General features: G+C 55.8%; 16 protein-coding genes. 11 read left to right on the forward strand and 5 right to left on the reverse strand.

Annotation, left to right across the window (positions count from 1 at the left end; genetic code table 11):
* Nucleotides 1-205 precede the first annotated feature (205 nt).
* The 5 genes from leuD to leuL all read right to left on the reverse strand — a co-directional run bounded on the left by leuD (nt 206) and on the right by leuL (nt 5066).
* Entirely contained in the window at nt 206-811 is a 606-nt protein-coding gene (gene leuD, locus BMF08_RS09135) for a 3-isopropylmalate dehydratase small subunit (RefSeq protein WP_072570573.1), read from the reverse strand.
* Between the two features lie 10 nt (nt 812-821).
* On the reverse strand, nt 822-2222 hold the full coding sequence (gene leuC / locus BMF08_RS09140; protein WP_072570575.1) for a 3-isopropylmalate dehydratase large subunit: 1401 nt from the start codon (nt 2220-2222) through the stop codon (nt 822-824).
* A gap of 2 nt (nt 2223-2224) precedes the next feature.
* A complete protein-coding gene (gene leuB / locus BMF08_RS09145; protein WP_072570576.1) occupies nt 2225-3316 on the reverse strand; it encodes a 3-isopropylmalate dehydrogenase in 1092 nt (363 codons plus the stop codon).
* Nucleotides 3316-4887, reverse strand: coding sequence for a 2-isopropylmalate synthase (gene leuA, locus BMF08_RS09150; RefSeq protein WP_072570578.1), 1572 nt, complete (start codon nt 4885-4887; stop codon nt 3316-3318). Before leuA ends, leuB begins: the two co-directional genes overlap by 1 nt.
* Before the next feature lie 92 nt (nt 4888-4979).
* Nucleotides 4980-5066 carry a leu operon leader peptide gene (leuL, locus tag BMF08_RS21465; protein WP_099458810.1) on the reverse strand — a complete coding sequence of 29 codons (87 nt, stop codon included), beginning with the start codon at nt 5064-5066 and terminating at the stop codon, nt 4980-4982.
* Nucleotides 5067-5695: 629 nt separating this feature from the next.
* Between leuL and leuO the strand changes: the two genes are divergently transcribed.
* The 11 genes from leuO (at nt 5696) to mraY (ending at nt 18411) form a co-directional block, all read left to right on the forward strand.
* The gene (gene leuO / locus BMF08_RS09160; RefSeq protein WP_072570580.1) at nt 5696-6640 is read left to right on the forward strand and encodes a transcriptional regulator LeuO; all 945 of its coding nucleotides are present in this window, start codon (nt 5696-5698) and stop codon (nt 6638-6640) included.
* A 307-nt stretch (nt 6641-6947) separates the two neighbouring features.
* On the forward strand, nt 6948-8672 hold the full coding sequence (gene ilvI / locus BMF08_RS09165; protein WP_072570581.1) for an acetolactate synthase 3 large subunit: 1725 nt from the start codon (nt 6948-6950) through the stop codon (nt 8670-8672).
* A 2-nt stretch (nt 8673-8674) separates the two neighbouring features.
* A complete protein-coding gene (gene ilvN, locus BMF08_RS09170; protein WP_072570582.1) occupies nt 8675-9166 on the forward strand; it encodes an acetolactate synthase small subunit in 492 nt (163 codons plus the stop codon).
* A gap of 180 nt (nt 9167-9346) precedes the next feature.
* Entirely contained in the window at nt 9347-10351 is a 1005-nt protein-coding gene (cra, locus tag BMF08_RS09175) for a catabolite repressor/activator (RefSeq protein WP_072570584.1), read from the forward strand.
* Between the two features lie 608 nt (nt 10352-10959).
* Nucleotides 10960-11418, forward strand: a complete 459-nt coding sequence (gene mraZ, locus BMF08_RS09180) for a division/cell wall cluster transcriptional repressor MraZ (RefSeq protein ID WP_072570586.1) — start codon at nt 10960-10962, stop codon at nt 11416-11418.
* Between the two features lie 2 nt (nt 11419-11420).
* On the forward strand, nt 11421-12362 hold the full coding sequence (gene rsmH / locus BMF08_RS09185) for a 16S rRNA (cytosine(1402)-N(4))-methyltransferase RsmH (RefSeq protein WP_072570588.1): 942 nt from the start codon (nt 11421-11423) through the stop codon (nt 12360-12362).
* Complete coding sequence (gene ftsL, locus BMF08_RS09190) at nt 12359-12724, forward strand: cell division protein FtsL (RefSeq protein WP_072570590.1); 366 nt, start codon at nt 12359-12361, stop codon at nt 12722-12724. Before rsmH ends, ftsL begins: the two co-directional genes overlap by 4 nt.
* A gap of 15 nt (nt 12725-12739) precedes the next feature.
* The gene (gene ftsI, locus BMF08_RS09195) at nt 12740-14506 is read left to right on the forward strand and encodes a peptidoglycan glycosyltransferase FtsI (protein WP_072570592.1); all 1767 of its coding nucleotides are present in this window, start codon (nt 12740-12742) and stop codon (nt 14504-14506) included.
* Nucleotides 14493-15980, forward strand: coding sequence for a UDP-N-acetylmuramoyl-L-alanyl-D-glutamate--2,6-diaminopimelate ligase (murE, locus tag BMF08_RS09200; RefSeq protein WP_072570594.1), 1488 nt, complete (start codon nt 14493-14495; stop codon nt 15978-15980). The genes ftsI and murE overlap by 14 nt, the downstream gene beginning before the upstream one ends.
* Nucleotides 15977-17335 carry a UDP-N-acetylmuramoyl-tripeptide--D-alanyl-D-alanine ligase gene (gene murF / locus BMF08_RS09205; RefSeq protein WP_072570596.1) on the forward strand — a complete coding sequence of 453 codons (1359 nt, stop codon included), beginning with the start codon at nt 15977-15979 and terminating at the stop codon, nt 17333-17335. The genes murE and murF overlap by 4 nt, the downstream gene beginning before the upstream one ends.
* Nucleotides 17329-18411 (forward strand): phospho-N-acetylmuramoyl-pentapeptide-transferase, encoded by a 1083-nt coding sequence (gene mraY, locus BMF08_RS09210; protein ID WP_072570598.1) that lies wholly within the window; start codon nt 17329-17331, stop codon nt 18409-18411. Before murF ends, mraY begins: the two co-directional genes overlap by 7 nt.
* Nucleotides 18412-18413: the final 2 nt, after the last annotated feature.

Genomic DNA, 18413 nt, shown 5'->3' on the forward strand with positions numbered 1-18413 from the left:
ACCCGGCCTACAAGATGTGGTGGTATGTGCCGGATGGCGGCTGCGCCTTACCCGGCCTACAAGGTCTGGTGGTATGTGCCGGATGGCGGCTGCGCTTTATCCGGCCTACAAGATGTGGTGGTATGTGCCGGATGGTGGCTACGCCTTACCCGGCCTACGAGTGACATTGTAGGCCGGATAAGCGAAGCGCCATCCGGCAACGGGCTTAGCGCATAAACGCCGGTTGTTTTGCTTCGTAAGACGCGATGGCGTCGTCGTGCTGCAAGGTCAGGCCGATACTGTCCAGCCCGTTCAGCATACAGTGGCGGCGGAAGGCGTCGATGTTAAAGCGGTAGGTTTTATCCCCGGCCTTCACCTCCTGCGCTTCCAGATCCACTTCAAAGCGGATCCCCGGATTGGACTTCACCAGTTCAAACAGTTCATCCACTTCGGCGTCGCTCAGCTTCACCGGCAGCAACTGGTTGTTGAAGCTGTTGCCGTAGAAAATGTCGGCGAAGCTCGGAGCGATCACCACTTTGAAACCGTAATCGGTCAGCGCCCAGGGGGCGTGCTCGCGGGATGAACCGCAGCCAAAGTTTTCCCGCGCCAGCAAAATGGACGCGCCTTTGTAGATCGGGAAATTAAGCACGAAGTCCGGATCCGGCTGCTGGCCTTTGTCGTCCAGGAAACGCCAGTCATTAAACAGATGCGCGCCAAAACCGGTACGGGTCACTTTCTGCAAAAACTGCTTCGGGATGATCGCGTCGGTATCGACGTTGGCGGCATCCAGCGGAACCACCAGGCCGGTATGTTGAATAAATTTCTCTGCCATGATGGTGTCCTTATTTCAGGTTGCGAATATCAGCGAAGTGACCGGTGACGGCGGCAGCCGCTGCCATGGCCGGGCTCAGCAGGTGCGTGCGTCCGCCGCGGCCCTGACGTCCTTCAAAGTTACGGTTGCTGGTGGAGGCGCAACGCTCGCCGGGGTTCAGGCGGTCATTGTTCATTGCCAGACACATGGAGCAGCCCGGCAGACGCCATTCAAAACCGGCTTCGATGAAAATCTTGTCCAGCCCTTCCGCTTCCGCCTGAGCTTTCACCGGCCCGGAACCCGGCACCACCAGCGCCTGTACGCCCGGCGCGACTTTGCGCCCGCGGGCGATGTCAGCCGCCGCGCGCAGATCTTCAATACGCGAGTTGGTGCAGGAGCCGATAAATACTTTATCGATAGCCACCTCGGTCAGCGGCACGCCCGGTTTCAGGCCCATGTAGGCCAGCGCTTTTTCCGCGGAGGCGCGTTCGACCGGATCGGCAAAAGAAGCCGGATCGGGAATAATATCGTTCACCGAGATCACCTGGCCGGGGTTGGTGCCCCAGGTCACCTGCGGGGCGATCTCTTCGGCGCGCAGCGTCACCACGCTGTCAAACTCTGCATCTTCGTCGCTTTTGAGGGTGGACCAGTACGCCACCGCCTCGTCAAAATCGTGGTCTTTCGGCGCGTGCAGACGGCCTTTCACATAGTTGAAGGTGGTTTCATCCGGCGCGACCAGGCCCGCTTTCGCGCCCATCTCAATCGCCATGTTGCACAGCGTCATGCGGCCTTCCATGCTCAGGGCGCGGATCGCGTCGCCGCAAAACTCCACCACATAGCCGGTACCGCCGGCGCTGCCGGTTTTGCCGATGATCGCCAGCACGATGTCTTTCGCGGTGATCCCCGGCGCTGCCTGGCCGGTGACTTCAATCTTCATGGTTTTCGCGCGGCCCTGTTTCAGGGTCTGCGTCGCCAGCACGTGTTCCACTTCCGACGTGCCGATGCCGAACGCCAGCGCGCCAAATGCGCCGTGGGTGGCGGTGTGGGAGTCGCCGCAGACGATGGTCATGCCCGGCAGGGTGATGCCCTGTTCCGGCCCCATCACGTGCACGATCCCCTGATACGGGTGGTTCAGATCGTAAAGTTCGACGCCGAATTCGTTACAGTTCTTGATCAGCTCCTGCATCTGGATGCGCGCCATTTCGCCGGAGGCGTTGATGTCTTTGGTCTGCGTCGAGACGTTGTGATCCATGGTGGCGAAGGTTTTACCCGGCTGACGTACCGGGCGCTTGTGGGCGCGCAGGCCATCAAACGCCTGCGGCGAGGTCACTTCGTGCACCAGATGGCGGTCGATATACAGCAACGGGGTTTCGTCTGGCGCTTCATAGACGACGTGCGCATCAAACAATTTTTCATACAAGCTCTTAGCCATGATCACACCCCTTCGGAAACATAACGGGCAATAATGTCGCCCATTTCATCAGTACTGACGGCCGCGCCGCCGTGGGCCAGGTCACCGGTACGCACGCCTTCTTCCAGCGCGCGGTTAATGGCGACTTCAATGGCCGTGGCGGCCTCGTTCGCGTCCAGGCTGTAGCGCAGCAGCAGCGCCAGCGACAGGATCTGCGCGATCGGGTTGGCGATATTTTTCCCGGCGATATCCGGCGCGGAGCCGCCGGCGGGTTCGTACAGACCAAAGCCCTGCTCGTTCAGGCTGGCGGACGGCAGCATACCCATGGAACCGGTGATCATCGCGCATTCGTCAGACAGGATGTCGCCGAACAGGTTGGAGCACAGCAGCACGTCAAACTGCGACGGATCTTTAATCAGCTGCATAGTGGCGTTGTCGATATACATATGCGCCAGCTCAACGTCCGGGTATTCCTGCGCGATTTCGTTCACGATTTCGCGCCACAGGATCGACGACTGTAATACGTTCGCTTTATCGATGGAGGTCACTTTGTGGCGGCGTTTACGCGCCGATTCAAAGGCGATACGCGCGATGCGTTCGATCTCAAAACGGTGATACACCTCGGTGTCGAACGCTTTTTCGTGCTGACCGCTGCCTTCGCGGCCCTTCGGCTGACCAAAGTAGATACCGCCGGTCAGTTCCCGCACGCACAGAATGTCGAAGCCGTTCGCGGCGATATCGGCACGCAGCGGGCAAAAGGCTTCCAGCCCCTGGTACAGCTTCGCCGGACGCAGGTTGCTGAACAGCTTAAAGTGTTTACGCAGCGGCAGCAGCGCGCCGCGCTCGGGCTGCTGATCGGGCGGCAGCTTTTCCCATTTCGGGCCGCCGACGGAGCCGAACAGCACCGCATCGGCCTGTTCGCAGCCTTCAACGGTGGCCTGCGGCAGCGGGTTGCCGTGGCGGTCAATGGCGATACCACCCACATCGTAGTGGCTGGTGGAAATACGCATGTCAAAACGGTTACGGATCGCGTCCAGTACTTTCAGGGCTTGCGCCATCACTTCCGGGCCAATGCCGTCGCCCGGCAAAACTGCAATATGATAATTTTTAGACATTACACGGTTTCCTGATTGTTTTCTTTAATAGCTTTGCGTTGCAGTTCTTTTTCGACTTCGTTAGCACGCCAGATATTGTTCAGCACGTGCACCATGGCTTTGGCGGAGGATTCCACGATATCGGTGGCCAGACCCACGCCATGGAAGCGACGCCCGTTATAGTTCGCCACGATGTCCACCTGGCCCAGCGCGTCTTTGCCGTGGCCTTTGGCGGTTAACTGGTATTTCACCAGCTCAATGTTGTAGTCGGTGATGCGGTTGATCGCCTGGTATACGGCGTCGACCGGGCCGTTGCCGTTGGCGGCTTCGGCTTTCACGTCATCACCGCATGCCAGCTTCACGGAGGCGGTGGCGATGTCGTTAGAGCCTGACTGCACGCTGAAGTAATCCAGACGGAAATGCTCCGGCTCTTCCTGCTGCTTATTAATGAAGGCTAAGGCTTCCAGATCGTAATCAAAGACCTGGCCTTTTTTATCCGCCAGCTTCAGGAAGGCGTCGTACAGGTTGTCCAGGTTGTAGTCGCTTTCTTTATAACCCATCTCGTCCATGCGGTGTTTCACAGCGGCGCGGCCAGAGCGGGAGGTCAGGTTCAGCTGCACCTGGTTCAGACCGATGGATTCCGGGGTCATGATTTCGTAGTTGGAGCGGTTTTTCAGTACGCCGTCCTGGTGAATACCGGAGGAGTGGGCGAAAGCGCCGGTGCCGACAATCGCTTTGTTGGCCGGGATCGGCATGTTGCAGATCTGGCTGACCATCTGGCTGGTGCGCCAGATTTCCTGATGGTTGATACGGGTGTGCACCTTCATGATGTCCTGGCGTACTTTGATCGCCATGATCACTTCTTCCAGCGAGCAGTTACCGGCACGCTCGCCGATACCGTTCATCGCACCTTCGACCTGACGCGCGCCGGCGTTAACGGCGGCCATGGCGTTGCCGACGGCCAGCCCCAGATCGTCATGGGTATGCACAGATATAATGGCTTTATCAATGTTCGGCACGCGCTCATACAGGCCGCTAATGATACTGGCGAATTCGAACGGCATGGTGTAGCCGACGGTATCAGGAATATTAATGGTTCTGGCCCCGGCGTTGATCGCCGCTTCGACCACGCGCGCCAGGTCTTCAATCGGCGTGCGGCCTGCGTCTTCACAGGAGAACTCCACATCGTCGGTATAGTTACGGGCGCGTTTGACCATGTAGACCGCGCGCTCAATCACTTCATCCAGCGTACTGCGCAGTTTGGTGGCGATGTGCATCGGGGAGGTGGCAATAAAGGTGTGAATACGGAAGGCTTCCGCGACTTTCAGCGACTCCGCCGCCACATCAATATCTTTCTCCACACAGCGCGCTAAAGCACAGACGCGGCTGTTTTTAACCTGACGGGCGATGGTCTGCACGGATTCAAAATCGCCAGGGGAGGAGACAGGGAACCCGACTTCCATGACGTCAACACCCATACGTTCCAGCGCCAGCGCGATTTGCAGTTTTTCTTTCACGCTCAGGCTTGCCTGTAATGCCTGTTCACCGTCACGTAAGGTCGTATCGAAAATAATGACTTGTTGCTGGCTCATGGTTTAGGTCCTTTTCTGTCTGAGGGCGCTTTGCTACGAGCATAAAAAAACCCGCGCAATAGCGCGGGTTCGTTATTCTACCGGGAGATGACTTAATTCTGCGTGTCGCCCACCAGTCCACCGCGCAAGGAAGATGCGTTTAGTAGTAGTAGACCGGCGAAACGAACGTGGCGAATCATGTGTCATGCTCCAGATGAATACAATATGCTTCTAGTGGTACTGGATACGTAATCTGATGTCAACCCCCGATCCCGGAAATGCACTTTTTTAAGCGCGTCAGCCGTATGGCGTGATGAGGTAATTGTGCTGTATCTGACAGCAAAGGCAGTGACATCCTTTTTCAAAAAATGACGCGCTTGCATTTTGTGACAAATACACATGACTGCTTATTTTTGTTCGCAAGCCGCAATGACGATTTTCCTGTCTGTATCGCTATGATTTTCCATTACTTGTTTCAGATACTGGTTTTGTCTCAGGAATATATTGTTAAGTATTGTACTTATCATGTTAATTCTCTGGTGCTTTATTGTTTTGAGTTAAGAGAAACTGAAATGGCGATTAAATAAAAGTGATTATGTATATTCATGGTGTTTATGTTTTTATTTGCGTCAAGTTATACGGTGAATGTGTTGATCACTAATCCGCCGCATTGATTACCAAATTTAATCGCTTTACTCATCAAGAGATCTTTATATATTCCTATTTTGTAAAAATCTTCTTTTGCTTGTTTCATATGCATGGTAAATAATATTTCACGAAATTATTACTGCATAAGTAAAGGGAGGTTGGCGTGACAGTGGAGTTCAATATGCCAGAAGAAAACATTACCAATATTAATCCATCCGAAGCGACGAAACCCAAGCTGCGAATGGTCGACCTTAATTTACTGACGGTATTTGATGTGGTGATGCAGGAGCAAAACATCACCCGCGCCGCGATGCATTTACAGATGTCGCAACCCGCCGTCAGCAACGCGGTCGCCCGTCTGAAAGTGATGTTCGATGATGAGCTGTTTGTCCGCTATGGCCGCGGCATCCAGCCCACTGCGCGTGCTTTCCAGCTGTACGGATCTGTTCGCCAGGCGTTGCAGCTTATTCAGAATGAACTGCCGGGAGCGGGTTTCGAGCCGATTAACAGCGCACGGGTATTTAATTTATGCGTCTGTAGTCCGCTGGATAATTATCTGACGTCGGTGATTTATAATCGCGTCGAAGAAATGGCCCCCAATATTCATTTAGTCTTTAAATCTTCCCTCAATCACAATACTGAACATCAACTGCGTTATCAGGAGATTGAGTTTGTGATTGGTTATGAAGAATTTCGTCGTCCGGAGTTTTCCTGTATTCCTCTGTTTAAAGATGAAATGGTGCTGGTGGCCAGTAAAAAACATCCGCGCCTGACGGGTCCATTACGGGAAAGCGATGTTTATAATGAAGAGCACGCGGTGGTGGCGCTGGATCGTTATGCCTCTTTTAGCCAGGCATGGTATGACACGCCGGAAAAACAGCGCTGTATCGCTTATCAGGGCATGGCATTAATTAGCGTTCTGAATGTCGTATCGCAAACGCATCTGGTCGCTATTGCGCCGCGCTGGTTAGCGGATGAATATGCCGAGAAATTAGAATTACAAATTCTGCCGTTACCGCTGAAATTGAATAGCCGCACCTGTTTCCTTTCCTGGCACGAAGCGGCAGGGCGCGATAAGGGCCATCAATGGATGGAGGAGTTGCTGGTTTCCGTCTGCCGTCGTTAAATCTTAACAGACGCGCAGCGTCTTATTTATTCTGTTAATCATTTATAATGCAATATTTTCTACTAATGCATTTTTAACGTCAGCCTTCGCGCGACGTTAAAAATGCATGATTACCTGTCTCATTCCCTTTTACCGTGACGATTGGTCATCGTCTTTACTTATCATGGTGTATTCTTCTTTCTGAGCTTCGCCGACCTCTTATTTCTTCTTCCTGATGACTGTCGGGCTAAACCTTTGCCAATTGCCTGCCTGATTTTGAGCGGTTAAGGTGATCCTCAAATAACAAAATAACGCCTGGAGGCAAACCATGGAGATGTTGTCTGGAGCCGAGATGGTCGTCCGATCGCTTATCGATCAGGGCGTAAAGCAAGTATTCGGTTATCCCGGAGGCGCCGTCCTTGATATATATGACGCCTTACATACGGTAGGGGGCATCGATCATGTGCTGGTGCGCCATGAGCAGGCGGCGGTGCATATGGCAGACGGGCTGGCACGCGCGACCGGTGAAGTCGGCGTCGTGCTGGTGACTTCAGGACCGGGCGCCACCAACGCCATTACCGGTATCGCTACCGCGTATATGGACTCTATTCCGCTGGTAGTGCTCTCCGGCCAGGTGGCGACCTCGCTGATTGGCTACGATGCCTTCCAGGAGTGCGACATGGTGGGCATCTCCCGCCCGGTGGTGAAACACAGTTTCCTCGTCAAACAGACAGAAGACATTCCCGGCGTGCTGAAAAAGGCCTTCTGGCTGGCGGCGAGCGGCCGTCCCGGCCCGGTGGTGGTCGATTTGCCGAAAGACATTATGAACCCGGCGAACAAATTCCCTTATGTATGGCCCGAGTCGGTCAGCATGCGTTCTTATAATCCAACCACCCAGGGTCATAAAGGCCAGATCAAACGCGCGCTGCAAACGCTGATCGCGGCGAAAAATCCGGTGGTTTACGTCGGCGGTGGAGCGGTGAACGCGGGCTGCGAAGCACAGCTGCGCGAGCTTATTGAAAAACTCAATCTGCCGGTGGCGTCATCATTAATGGGGCTGGGGGCGTTTCCGGCCACGCACCGTCAGGCGCTCGGCATGCTCGGGATGCACGGCACTTACGAAGCCAACATGACGATGCACCATTCCGATGTGATCTTCGCCGTTGGCGTGCGTTTCGACGATCGCACCACCAATAATCTGATGAAGTACTGTCCGAATGCCTCCGTGCTGCATATCGACATCGATCCCACGTCCATTTCAAAAACCGTGGCGGCGGATGTGCCTATTGTCGGCGATGCGCGTCAGGTGCTGGAGCAGATGCTGGAACTGCTGGGACAGGAAACCTCCAGTCAGCCGCTGGACGATATCCGCGACTGGTGGCTTAAGATCGACCAGTGGCGCGCCCGGCAGTGTCTGAAATATGACACCAGCAGTGAAAGCATTAAGCCGCAGGCGGTGATCGAAACCATCTGGCGCTTAACCCAGGGCGACGCCTATGTGACTTCCGATGTCGGTCAGCATCAGATGTTTGCCGCGCTCTATTATCCCTTTGATAAGCCGCGTCGCTGGATCAACTCCGGCGGCCTCGGCACCATGGGCTTCGGCCTGCCCGCGGCGCTGGGCGTAAAAATGGCGCTGCCGGAGGAAACGGTGATCTGCGTAACCGGTGACGGCAGCATCCAGATGAACATTCAGGAACTCTCCACCGCGTTGCAATACGAGCTGCCGGTGCTGGTGCTCAACCTGAATAACGGTTATCTGGGTATGGTGAAGCAGTGGCAGGACATGATCTATTCCGGCCGCCACTCCCAGTCCTATATGAACTCCCTGCCTGATTTTGTGCGTCTGGCGGAAGCCTACGGGCATGTGGGCATGCGCATTACCCATCCTGCCGAACTGGAAAGTCAGCTGGCAGAAGCCCTTGCGCAGGTACGCAACAATCGTCTGGTGTTTGTCGATGTCTGCGTGGATGGCAGTGAACACGTTTATCCGATGCATATTCGCGGCGGCGGCATGGATGAGATGTGGTTAAGCAAAACGGAGAGGACCTGATTATGCGCCGGATATTATCTGTGTTACTGGAAAACGAGTCCGGGGCCTTGTCCCGCGTGATCGGTCTGTTTTCCCAGCGCGGCTATAACATTGAAAGCCTGACCGTAGCGCCCACTGACGATCCCACGCTTTCGCGCATGACCATTCAGACGGTGGGCGATGCGAAAGTGCTTGAGCAGATCGAAAAGCAGCTGCACAAGCTGGTGGACGTGCTGCGCGTCAATGAACTGGGGCAGGGGGCGCACGTTGAGCGTGAGATCATGCTGGTGAAAATCCAGGCTAGCGGATACGGGCGTGAAGAAGTGAAGCGCAACGCCGAAATCTTCCGTGGACAGATCATCGACGTGACGCCGTCGATTTACACGGTTCAGCTTGCCGGCACCAGCGATAAGCTGGACGCTTTTCTGGCGACGATCCGCGATGTCGCCAAAATTGTCGAAGTGGCACGCTCCGGCGTGGTGGGTCTGTCGCGCGGCGATAAGATCATGCGTTAAGACGATAGCGCCAGCCTAAATCCCGGCCCGACACTCCCTGTCGGGCTTTTTTTTGCGAATTCAATTGAAAGCATGCGCGAAAGCGGTTGCCGCAGTGACTATTCTGCGTTTAGATGTTATGGAATTTAACCTATATCCTCAAAAAGGTTATGGAGTATCTTTTTTTCTTGAGAGGCAATTGTGAAACTGGATGAAATCGCCCGGCTAGCCGGCGTCTCACGTACCACAGCCAGCTATGTCATCAACGGTAAAGCAAAGCAGTATCGTGTCAGCGATAAAACCGTTGAAAAAGTCATGGCCGTGGTCCGTGAGCATAACTACCATCCGAATGCGGTAGCGGCCGGGCTGCGTGCAGGACGTACGCGATCGATTGGACTGGTTATTCCCGATCTGGAGAACACCAGTTATACGCGGATTGCAAACTATCTGGAGCGCCAGGCGCGGCAACGCGGCTATCAGTTACTGATTGCCTGCTCGGAAGATCAGCCGGATAACGAAATGCGCTGCATTGAACATCTGCTGCAACGACAGGTGGATGCCATTATCGTCTCCACCTCGTTACCGCCAGAGCATCCATTTTATCAGCGCTGGGCTAATGACGCGTTCCCCATCGTCGCCCTCGATCGCGCGCTGGATCGTGAGCACTTCACCAGCGTGGTCGGTGCCGATCAGGACGACGCCGAAATGCTGGCCGCCGAATTGCGCACCTTCCCCGCTGAAACGGTTCTGTATTTAGGCGCGCTGCCGGAGCTGTCGGTAAGCTTCCTGCGCGAGCAGGGATTCCGCACCGCCTGGAAAGACGATCCGCGCGAAGTGCAGTATCTCTACGCGAACAGTTATGAACGGGAAGCCGCCGCGCAGCTATTCGAAAAGTGGCTGGAAACACACCCGATGCCGCAGGCGCTGTTCACCACCTCTTTTGCGCTGTTGCAGGGCGTAATGGACGTCACGCTGCGACGCGATGGCAAGCTGCCATCGAATCTGGCTATTGCCACCTTTGGCGACCACGAACTGCTGGACTTCCTGCAATGCCCGGTGCTGGCCGTCGCGCAGCGTCACCGTGATGTGGCGGAGCGCGTGCTGGAGATCGTCCTGGCAAGCCTCGATGAACCGCGCAAACCGAAGCCAGGCCTGAGCCGTATCCGGCGTAATCTGTACCGCCGCGGCATACTTAACCGTATTTGAGTTCCACCCGAAAGGCAGCCATAGCTGCCTTTTTCTTTTCTGCTGGTTTTAAATTATCACGCCTGCTTAAGAATCAGATTAATCCTTAAAAAATCCAGGGGCGTTAATAACGAAGGCGATTAATTATCTGTGGCCTGTTTTTCATCATTATAAGAAGTAAGCATTCGTATATTTTGAATTGTTTTGTTACATCCTCATCTGATTTGCCGAATTAACCATCACTTTTCCCGGCGGCTTTTATAAATTGCGCTTATGGCCGCGCAGCCGCGGCATGCGCAGCTTTAACGGGCGCTGTCATCTGAATGCAATATGGCTTAAAATGCCGCCCGCGTCGCAAACTGACACTTTATATTTCAGCACTGCTAAGAAGTGTGAGGGAGCGCTCATGAAGAAATTCGGTTTATTTTCTTACAAATATTCATGACGTTAATTCGCAGTGCAGGTAGGGCAAAATTTCCCCGGTGCCGATCGCTGTCTGATGCTGGCTGGCTTTTAAATCGCTTAGCGTCAGTGCTGGCTTGACAAGCTTTTCCTCCGCTCCGTAAACTCCTCCAGTGGAGATTTGTGGGATAAAGTGGTGAAAAGGGTCATGGTGAGGTGAAACTGGCATGTTCCGTGGAGCAACATTAGTTAATCTCGACAGTAAAGGCCGGCTCGCTGTGCCTACCCGTCATCGGGAATATCTGGTCGGGCACGCTTCTGGTCAACTGGTTTGCACCATCGACATCCACCACGCCTGTCTGCTGCTTTATCCTCTCCCGGAATGGGAAATTATTGAGCAAAAATTATCGCGTCTGTCGAGCATGAACCCGCTGGAGCGACGCGTGCAGCGTTTACTGCTGGGCCATGCCAGTGAATGTCAGATGGACAGCGCGGGCCGTTTACTGATACCGCCCGTTTTACGGCAGCACGCCGGACTAAACAAAGAAGTGATGCTGGTCGGGCAGTTTAATAAATTTGAACTGTGGGATGAAACGACCTGGTATCAACAGGTCAGGGAAGATATCGACGCTGAGCAATCTGGTGCTGAACAGCTTTCAGATCGATTGCAGGATTTGTCTCTATAACGATGATGGATAATTTTAAACATACTACGGTTCTGCTGGATGAAGCGGTTAACGGCCTTAACATCCAGCCGGACGGCATTTACATTGACGGCACCTTTGGCCGCGGTGGACATTCACGTTTGATCCTCTCTCAGTTGGGAGTGGAAGGTCGCTTACTGGCTATCGATCGCGATCCAGAAGCCATTGCCATTGCTAATACCATTGATGATCCCCGCTTTTCTATTGTGCACGGGCCTTTCTCGGCGCTGGCAGATTACGTTGCTGAGCGCGGGCTGACCGGCAAAATCAACGGCATTCTCCTCGATCTGGGCGTTTCTTCTCCGCAACTTGACGATCCTGAGCGCGGCTTTTCCTTTATGCGCGATGGCCCGCTGGATATGCGTATGGATCCAACGCGCGGCCAGTCTGCCGCCGAATGGCTGCAAAACGCGGACGAAGCTGACATCGCCTGGGTGCTGAAAACCTTCGGCGAAGAGCGTTTCGCAAAACGTATTGCGCGCGCCATTGTCGAGCGTAATCGTCTCGATCCGATGACCCGCACCAAAGAACTGGCGGAAGTGGTCGCTGCGGCCACGCCGATTAAAGATAAGTTCAAACACCCCGCGACCCGTACCTTCCAGGCGGTGCGCATCTGGGTTAACAGTGAACTGGAAGAAATTGAGCTGGCGCTAAAAAACTCGCTCAACGTGCTGGCCCCGGGAGGTCGGCTTTCCATCATCAGTTTCCACTCCCTTGAAGACCGCATTGTGAAGCGCTTTATGCGTGAAAACAGCCGTGGTCCGCAGGTTCCGGCGGGATTACCGATGACGGAAGCACAACTCAGCAAGCTGGGTGGCCGTTATCTGCGGGCATTAGGCAAGTTGATGCCGGGCGATGAAGAAGTGGCAGAGAACCCACGCGCCCGTAGTTCAGTTCTGCGCATCGCAGAGAGGACTAACGCATGATCAGCAGAGTGACAGAGACCTTCAGCAAGGTTAAAGAATCGTTAGGAAGCAACGAGCGCCATGCCTTGCCTGGCGTGATCGGCGACGATCTTTTGCGATTTGGGAAACTGCCACTCTGTCTGTTCATTTGCATCATTGCCACAGCGGTGACGGTGGTCACTACCGCGCACCACACGCGCTTACTTACCGCCCAGCGCGAACAGCTGGTGGTGGAGCGCGATGCGCTGGACATCGAATGGCGCAACCTGATCCTTGAAGAGAACGCGCTCGGCGATCACAGCCGGGTTGAGCGGATCGCCACCGAGAAGCTGCAAATGCAGCATGTCGATCCTTCGCAAGAAAATATTGTCGTACAAAAATAAGGACTTACCCGACGCATGAAAGCAGCGGCGAAGGCGCTAAAACCGAAACGCCAGGAAGAACAGGCCAACTTTATTAGTTGGCGTTTTGCGTTGCTTTGCGGTTGCATTCTACTGGCGCTGGCATTTTTGCTGGGTCGCGTAGCATGGTTGCAGATCATCAACCCGGATATGCTGGTGCGGCAGGGCGACTTACGCTCGCTGCGCGTGCAGGAAGTGTCCACCTCGCGCGGTATGATCACCGATCGCTCTGGCCGCCCGCTGGCGGTAAGCGTGCCGGTAAAAGCGATCTGGGCCGATCCGAAAGAGCTGCATGACGCAGGCGGCATTTCGCTGGATAACCGCTGGAAAGCCCTTTCCGACGCGCTGAATATGCCGCTGGATCAGCTTGCGGCGCGCGTCAATGCCAACCCGAAAGGGCGCTTTATCTATCTGGCGCGCCAGGTTAACCCGGATCTGGGCGATTACATCAAAAAACTCAAACTGCCCGGCATTCACTTACGTGAAGAGTCTCGCCGTTACTACCCTTCAGGCGAAGTTACCGCTCACCTCATCGGCTTTACCAACGTTGACAGCCAGGGCATTGAAGGCGTCGAGAAAAGCTTTGATAAATGGCTCACCGGTCAGCCGGGGGAGCGCATCGTGCGTAAAGACCGCTACGGTCGCGTGATCGAAGACATCTCTTCCACCGACAGCCAGGCGGCGCACAACCTGGCGCTGAGTATTGACGAGCGCCTACAGGCGCTGGTGTACCGAGAACTGAACAACGCCGTCGCCTTTAACAAAGCGGAATCAGGCAGCGCGGTGCTGGTGGATGTGAACACCGGCGAAGTGCTGGCGATGGCGAACAGCCCCTCCTATAACCCGAATAACCTCACCGGCACGCAGAAAGATGTCATGCGTAACCGTACCATCACCGACGTCTTCGAACCCGGTTCGACCGTCAAACCCATGGTGGTGATGACGGCGCTACAGCGCGGCGTGGTGCGGGAAAATACGGTGCTCAACACCGTGCCTTACCGGATCAACGGTCACGAAATCAAAGACGTGGCGCGTTACAGTGAATTAACCCTCACCGGGGTATTGCAGAAGTCGAGTAACGTCGGTGTTTCAAAGCTGGCGTTAGCGATGCCGTCCTCAGCGCTGGTAGAAACTTACTCGCACTTTGGGCTGGGAAAAGCGACCAATTTGGGGTTGGTCGGAGAACGCAGTGGCTTATATCCTCAAAAACAACGGTGGTCTGACATAGAGAGGGCCACCTTCTCTTTCGGCTACGGGCTAATGGTAACGCCGTTACAGTTAGCGCGAGTCTACGCAACGATCGGCAGCTATGGCGTTTATCGCCCGCTGTCGATCACCAAAGTTGATCCCCCGGTGCCGGGCGAACGTATCTTCCCGGAATCCATTGTGCGTACCGTGGTGCACATGATGGAAAGCGTGGCGCTGCCTGGCGGCGGCGGCGTGAAAGCGGCGATCAAAGGCTATCGCATTGCCATCAAAACCGGTACAGCGAAAAAGGTCGGCCCGGACGGAAAATACATCAATAAATACATTGCTTACACCGCAGGCGTTGCGCCCGCCAGTCAGCCGCGTTTCGCGCTGGTGGTGGTGATTAACGATCCGCAGGCGGGTAAATATTACGGTGGCGCCGTTTCCGCGCCGGTGTTCGGTGCCATCATGGGCGGCGTTCTGCGCACCATGAACATCGAACCGGATGCGCTGGCGACGGGCGAGAAAAGTGAATTTGTGATTAATCAAGGCGAGGCAACAGGTGGCAGATCGTAATTTGCGCGACCTACTCGCTCCGTGGGTACCAGCACTGCCTGCGAGAGCACTTCGGGAAATGACACTCGACAGCCGCGTGGCGGCGTCGGGCGATCTCTTTGTGGCCGTTGTTGGTCATCAGACGGACGGGCGTCGTTATATCCCGCAGGCGATTGCCCAGGGTGTTGCCGCCATCATCGCCGAAGCGCAGGGTGAAGCCACCGACGGTGAGATCCGCGAGATGCACGGCGTGCCGGTCATCTACCTGAGCCAGCTTAACGAGCGCCTCTCTGCGCTGGCGGGCCGTTTTTACAATGAGCCGTCAGATCGTTTACGCCTGATTGGCGTGACCGGCACCAATGGCAAAACCACCACCACGCAGCTTATTGCGCAGTGGGGCCAGCTGCTCGGCGAAACCAGCGCCGTGATGGGCACCGTCGGTAACGGTTTACTGGGCAACGTTATTCCTACTGAAAACACCACCGGCTCCGCCGTTGATGTGCAGCATGTGATTGCCGGACTGGCAGAGCAGGGCGCGACCCTGGCGGCAATGGAAGTCTCTTCCCACGGTCTGATCCAGCACCGCGTGGCGGCGCTCAAATTCCGCGCCAGTGTCTTTACCAATTTAAGCCGCGATCACCTTGATTATCATGGTGATATGGAAAACTACGAAGCGGCAAAATGGCTGCTGTTTTCCGCGCATCATTATGGCGAAGCCATTGTGAACGCCGATGATGAAGTGGGCCGCCGCTGGCTGGCAAAACTGCCGGACGCGGTTGCCGTTTCGATGGAAGATCACATCAACCCGGACTGCCATGGTCGCTGGTTAAAAGCGACCGACGTCAACTATCACGACAGCGGCGCGACCATCCGTTTTGACTCCTCCTGGGGCGAAGGCGAGATCGAGAGCCGTCTGATGGGCGCCTTTAACGTCAGCAATTTACTGCTGGCGCTGGCCACCCTGCTGGCGCTGGATTTCCCGTTAAGCGATCTGCTGAAAACCGCCGCGCGCCTGCAACCGGTTTGCGGCCGTATGGAAGTGTTCAGCGCGCCGGGTAAACCGACGGTGGTGGTGGATTACGCGCACACACCGGATGCGCTGGAAAAAGCCTTACAGGCGGCGCGCCTGCACTGCACCGGCAAACTATGGTGCGTGTTTGGCTGCGGCGGCGATCGCGATAAAGGTAAACGTCCACTCATGGGGGCCATTGCCGAAGAGTTCGCCGACATCGCCGTAGTGACCGACGACAACCCGCGTACCGAAGAGCCGCGCGCCATTATCAACGATATTCTGGCCGGTATGCTGGACGCAGGCCATGCCCGCGTAGTGGAAGGCCGTGCGGAAGCAGTGACCAACGCCATTATGCAGGCCAAAGAGAATGACGTGGTGCTGCTGGCGGGCAAAGGACATGAAGATTATCAGATTATCGGCACCAACCGTCTGGATTACTCGGATCGCGTGACCGCCGCTCGTCTGCTGGGAGTGGTCGCATGATCAGCGTGAATTTAAGCCAGCTTGCCGGGATCCTGAAAGGCGAACTGATCGGTTCGGATCTGACTATCGATGCGGTGACGACCGATACGCGTAAACTGACGCCCGGCTGCCTGTTTGTGGCCCTGAAAGGCGAACGTTTCGACGCTCACGATTTTGCCGCGACCGCTAAAGAAGGCGGCGCGGGCGCGCTGCTGGTCAGCCGCAAAGTGGAGTGCGATTTACCGCAGCTGCTGGTGAAAGACACCCGTTTAGCCTTTGGCGAACTGGCGGCCTGGGTGCGTCAGCAGGTGCCGACGCGCGTCGTGGCGCTGACCGGTTCCTCCGGCAAAACCTCGGTCAAAGAGATGACCGCGGCGATCCTCAGCCAGTGCGGAAACACACTTTATACCGCCGGCAACCTAAATAATGACATCGGCGTGCCGATGACATTGCTGCGTCTGACGCCGGAGCATGAATTTGCGGTGATCGAACTGGGTGCCAACCACCAGGGCGAAATCGCCTGGACCGTGAGTCTGACCCGCCCGGAAGCGGCGCTGGTGAACAACCTCGCGGCGGCACATCTGGAAGGTTTCGGATCGCTGGCCGGGGTGGCGAAGGCTAAAGGTGAGATCTTCACCGGCCTGCCGCAAAACGGCATAGCGATCATGAACGCGGATAATAACGACTGGCTTAACTGGCAGAGCGTGATTGGCGATCGTAAAACCTGGCGTTTTTCCCCGAATGCCGCCAACAGCGATTTTACCGCCACCAATATCCATGTGACCTCCCACGGCACGGAATTCACCCTGCAAACGCCGACCGGCAATGTCGAGGTGCTGCTGCCGCTGCCTGGCCGTCATAACATCGCTAACGCGCTGGCCGCGACGGCATTGTCTATGGCAGTGGGCGCAACCCTGGACGCGGTGAAAACCGGGCTGGCGCAGCTGAAAGCCGTACCGGGGCGTTTGTTCCCGATTGCGCTGGGGGAAAACCAGCTGCTGCTGGATGACTCCTATAACGCCAACGTCGGTTCCATGACCGCCGCCGCGCAGGTGCTGTCTGAAATGCCGGGCTACCGCGTGATGGTGGTGGGCGATATGGCGGAACTGGGCGCAGAAAGCGAAGAATGTCATGCGCAGGTCGGCGCCGCCGCGAAAGCCGCAGGCCTGGATCGGGTACTGAGCGTAGGCACAGCAAGTAAAACCCTTAGCGACGCCAGCGGTGTGGGCGAGCATTTTAACGATAAGTCTGCCGTCGTGACGCGTCTGAAAGCGCTGATCGCAGAACATCAAATTATCACCATTCTGGTGAAAGGTTCACGTAGTGCTGCCATGGAAGAGGTAGTACACGCATTACAGGAGAACGGGACATGTTAGTGTGGCTGGCCGAGCATCTGGTCAAATATTATTCTGGCTTTAACGTCTTTTCTTATCTGACGTTTCGCGCCATTGTCAGCCTGCTGACCGCGCTGTTCATCTCGCTGTGGATGGGCCCGCGCATGATTGCCCGTCTGCAAAAACTCGCTTTTGGCCAGGTCGTCCGTAACGACGGTCCGGAATCGCACTTCAGTAAACGCGGTACGCCAACCATGGGCGGGATCATGATCCTGACCGCGATTGTCATTTCCGTCCTGCTGTGGGCCTATCCCTCCAACCCTTACGTCTGGTGCGTACTGGTGGTGCTGGTCGGCTACGGCATCATCGGCTTTGTGGATGATTACCGCAAAGTGGTGCGTAAAGACACCAAAGGGCTGATTGCCCGCTGGAAGTATTTCTGGATGTCGGTGATCGCGCTGGGCGTGGCGTTCGCGCTCTATCTCGCCGGTAACGATACGCCAGCCACGCAGCTGGTAGTGCCGTTCTTTAAGGACGTGATGCCGCAGCTGGGGCTGTTCTACGTGCTGCTGGCCTACTTCGTGATTGTCGGTACCGGCAACGCGGTCAACCTGACTGACGGTCTGGATGGCCTTGCCATTATGCCGACGGTGTTTGTCGCCGGGGGCTTTGCGCTGGTGGCCTGGGCGTCCGGTAACATGAATTTCGCCAACTATCTGCACATCCCTTACCTGCGTCATGCGGGTGAACTGGTGATCGTCTGTACGGCCATCGTCGGCGCAGGACTCGGTTTCTTATGGTTCAACACCTATCCGGCGCAGGTCTTTATGGGCGACGTCGGCTCGCTGGCGCTGGGCGGCGCGCTGGGCATTATCGCCGTGCTGCTGCGTCAGGAATTCCTGCTGGTGATCATGGGCGGCGTCTTTGTGGTGGAAACCCTGTCGGTGATCCTCCAGGTCGGCTCGTTTAAACTGCGCGGCCAGCGGATCTTCCGCATGGCGCCGATCCATCACCATTACGAACTGAAAGGCTGGCCGGAGCCGCGCGTGATTGTGCGCTTCTGGATTATTTCGCTGATGCTGGTCCTCATCGGACTGGCAACGCTGAAGGTGCGTTAATC

The organism is Enterobacter sp. SA187, from assembly GCF_001888805.2.
Taxonomy (GTDB): domain Bacteria; phylum Pseudomonadota; class Gammaproteobacteria; order Enterobacterales; family Enterobacteriaceae; genus Enterobacter_D.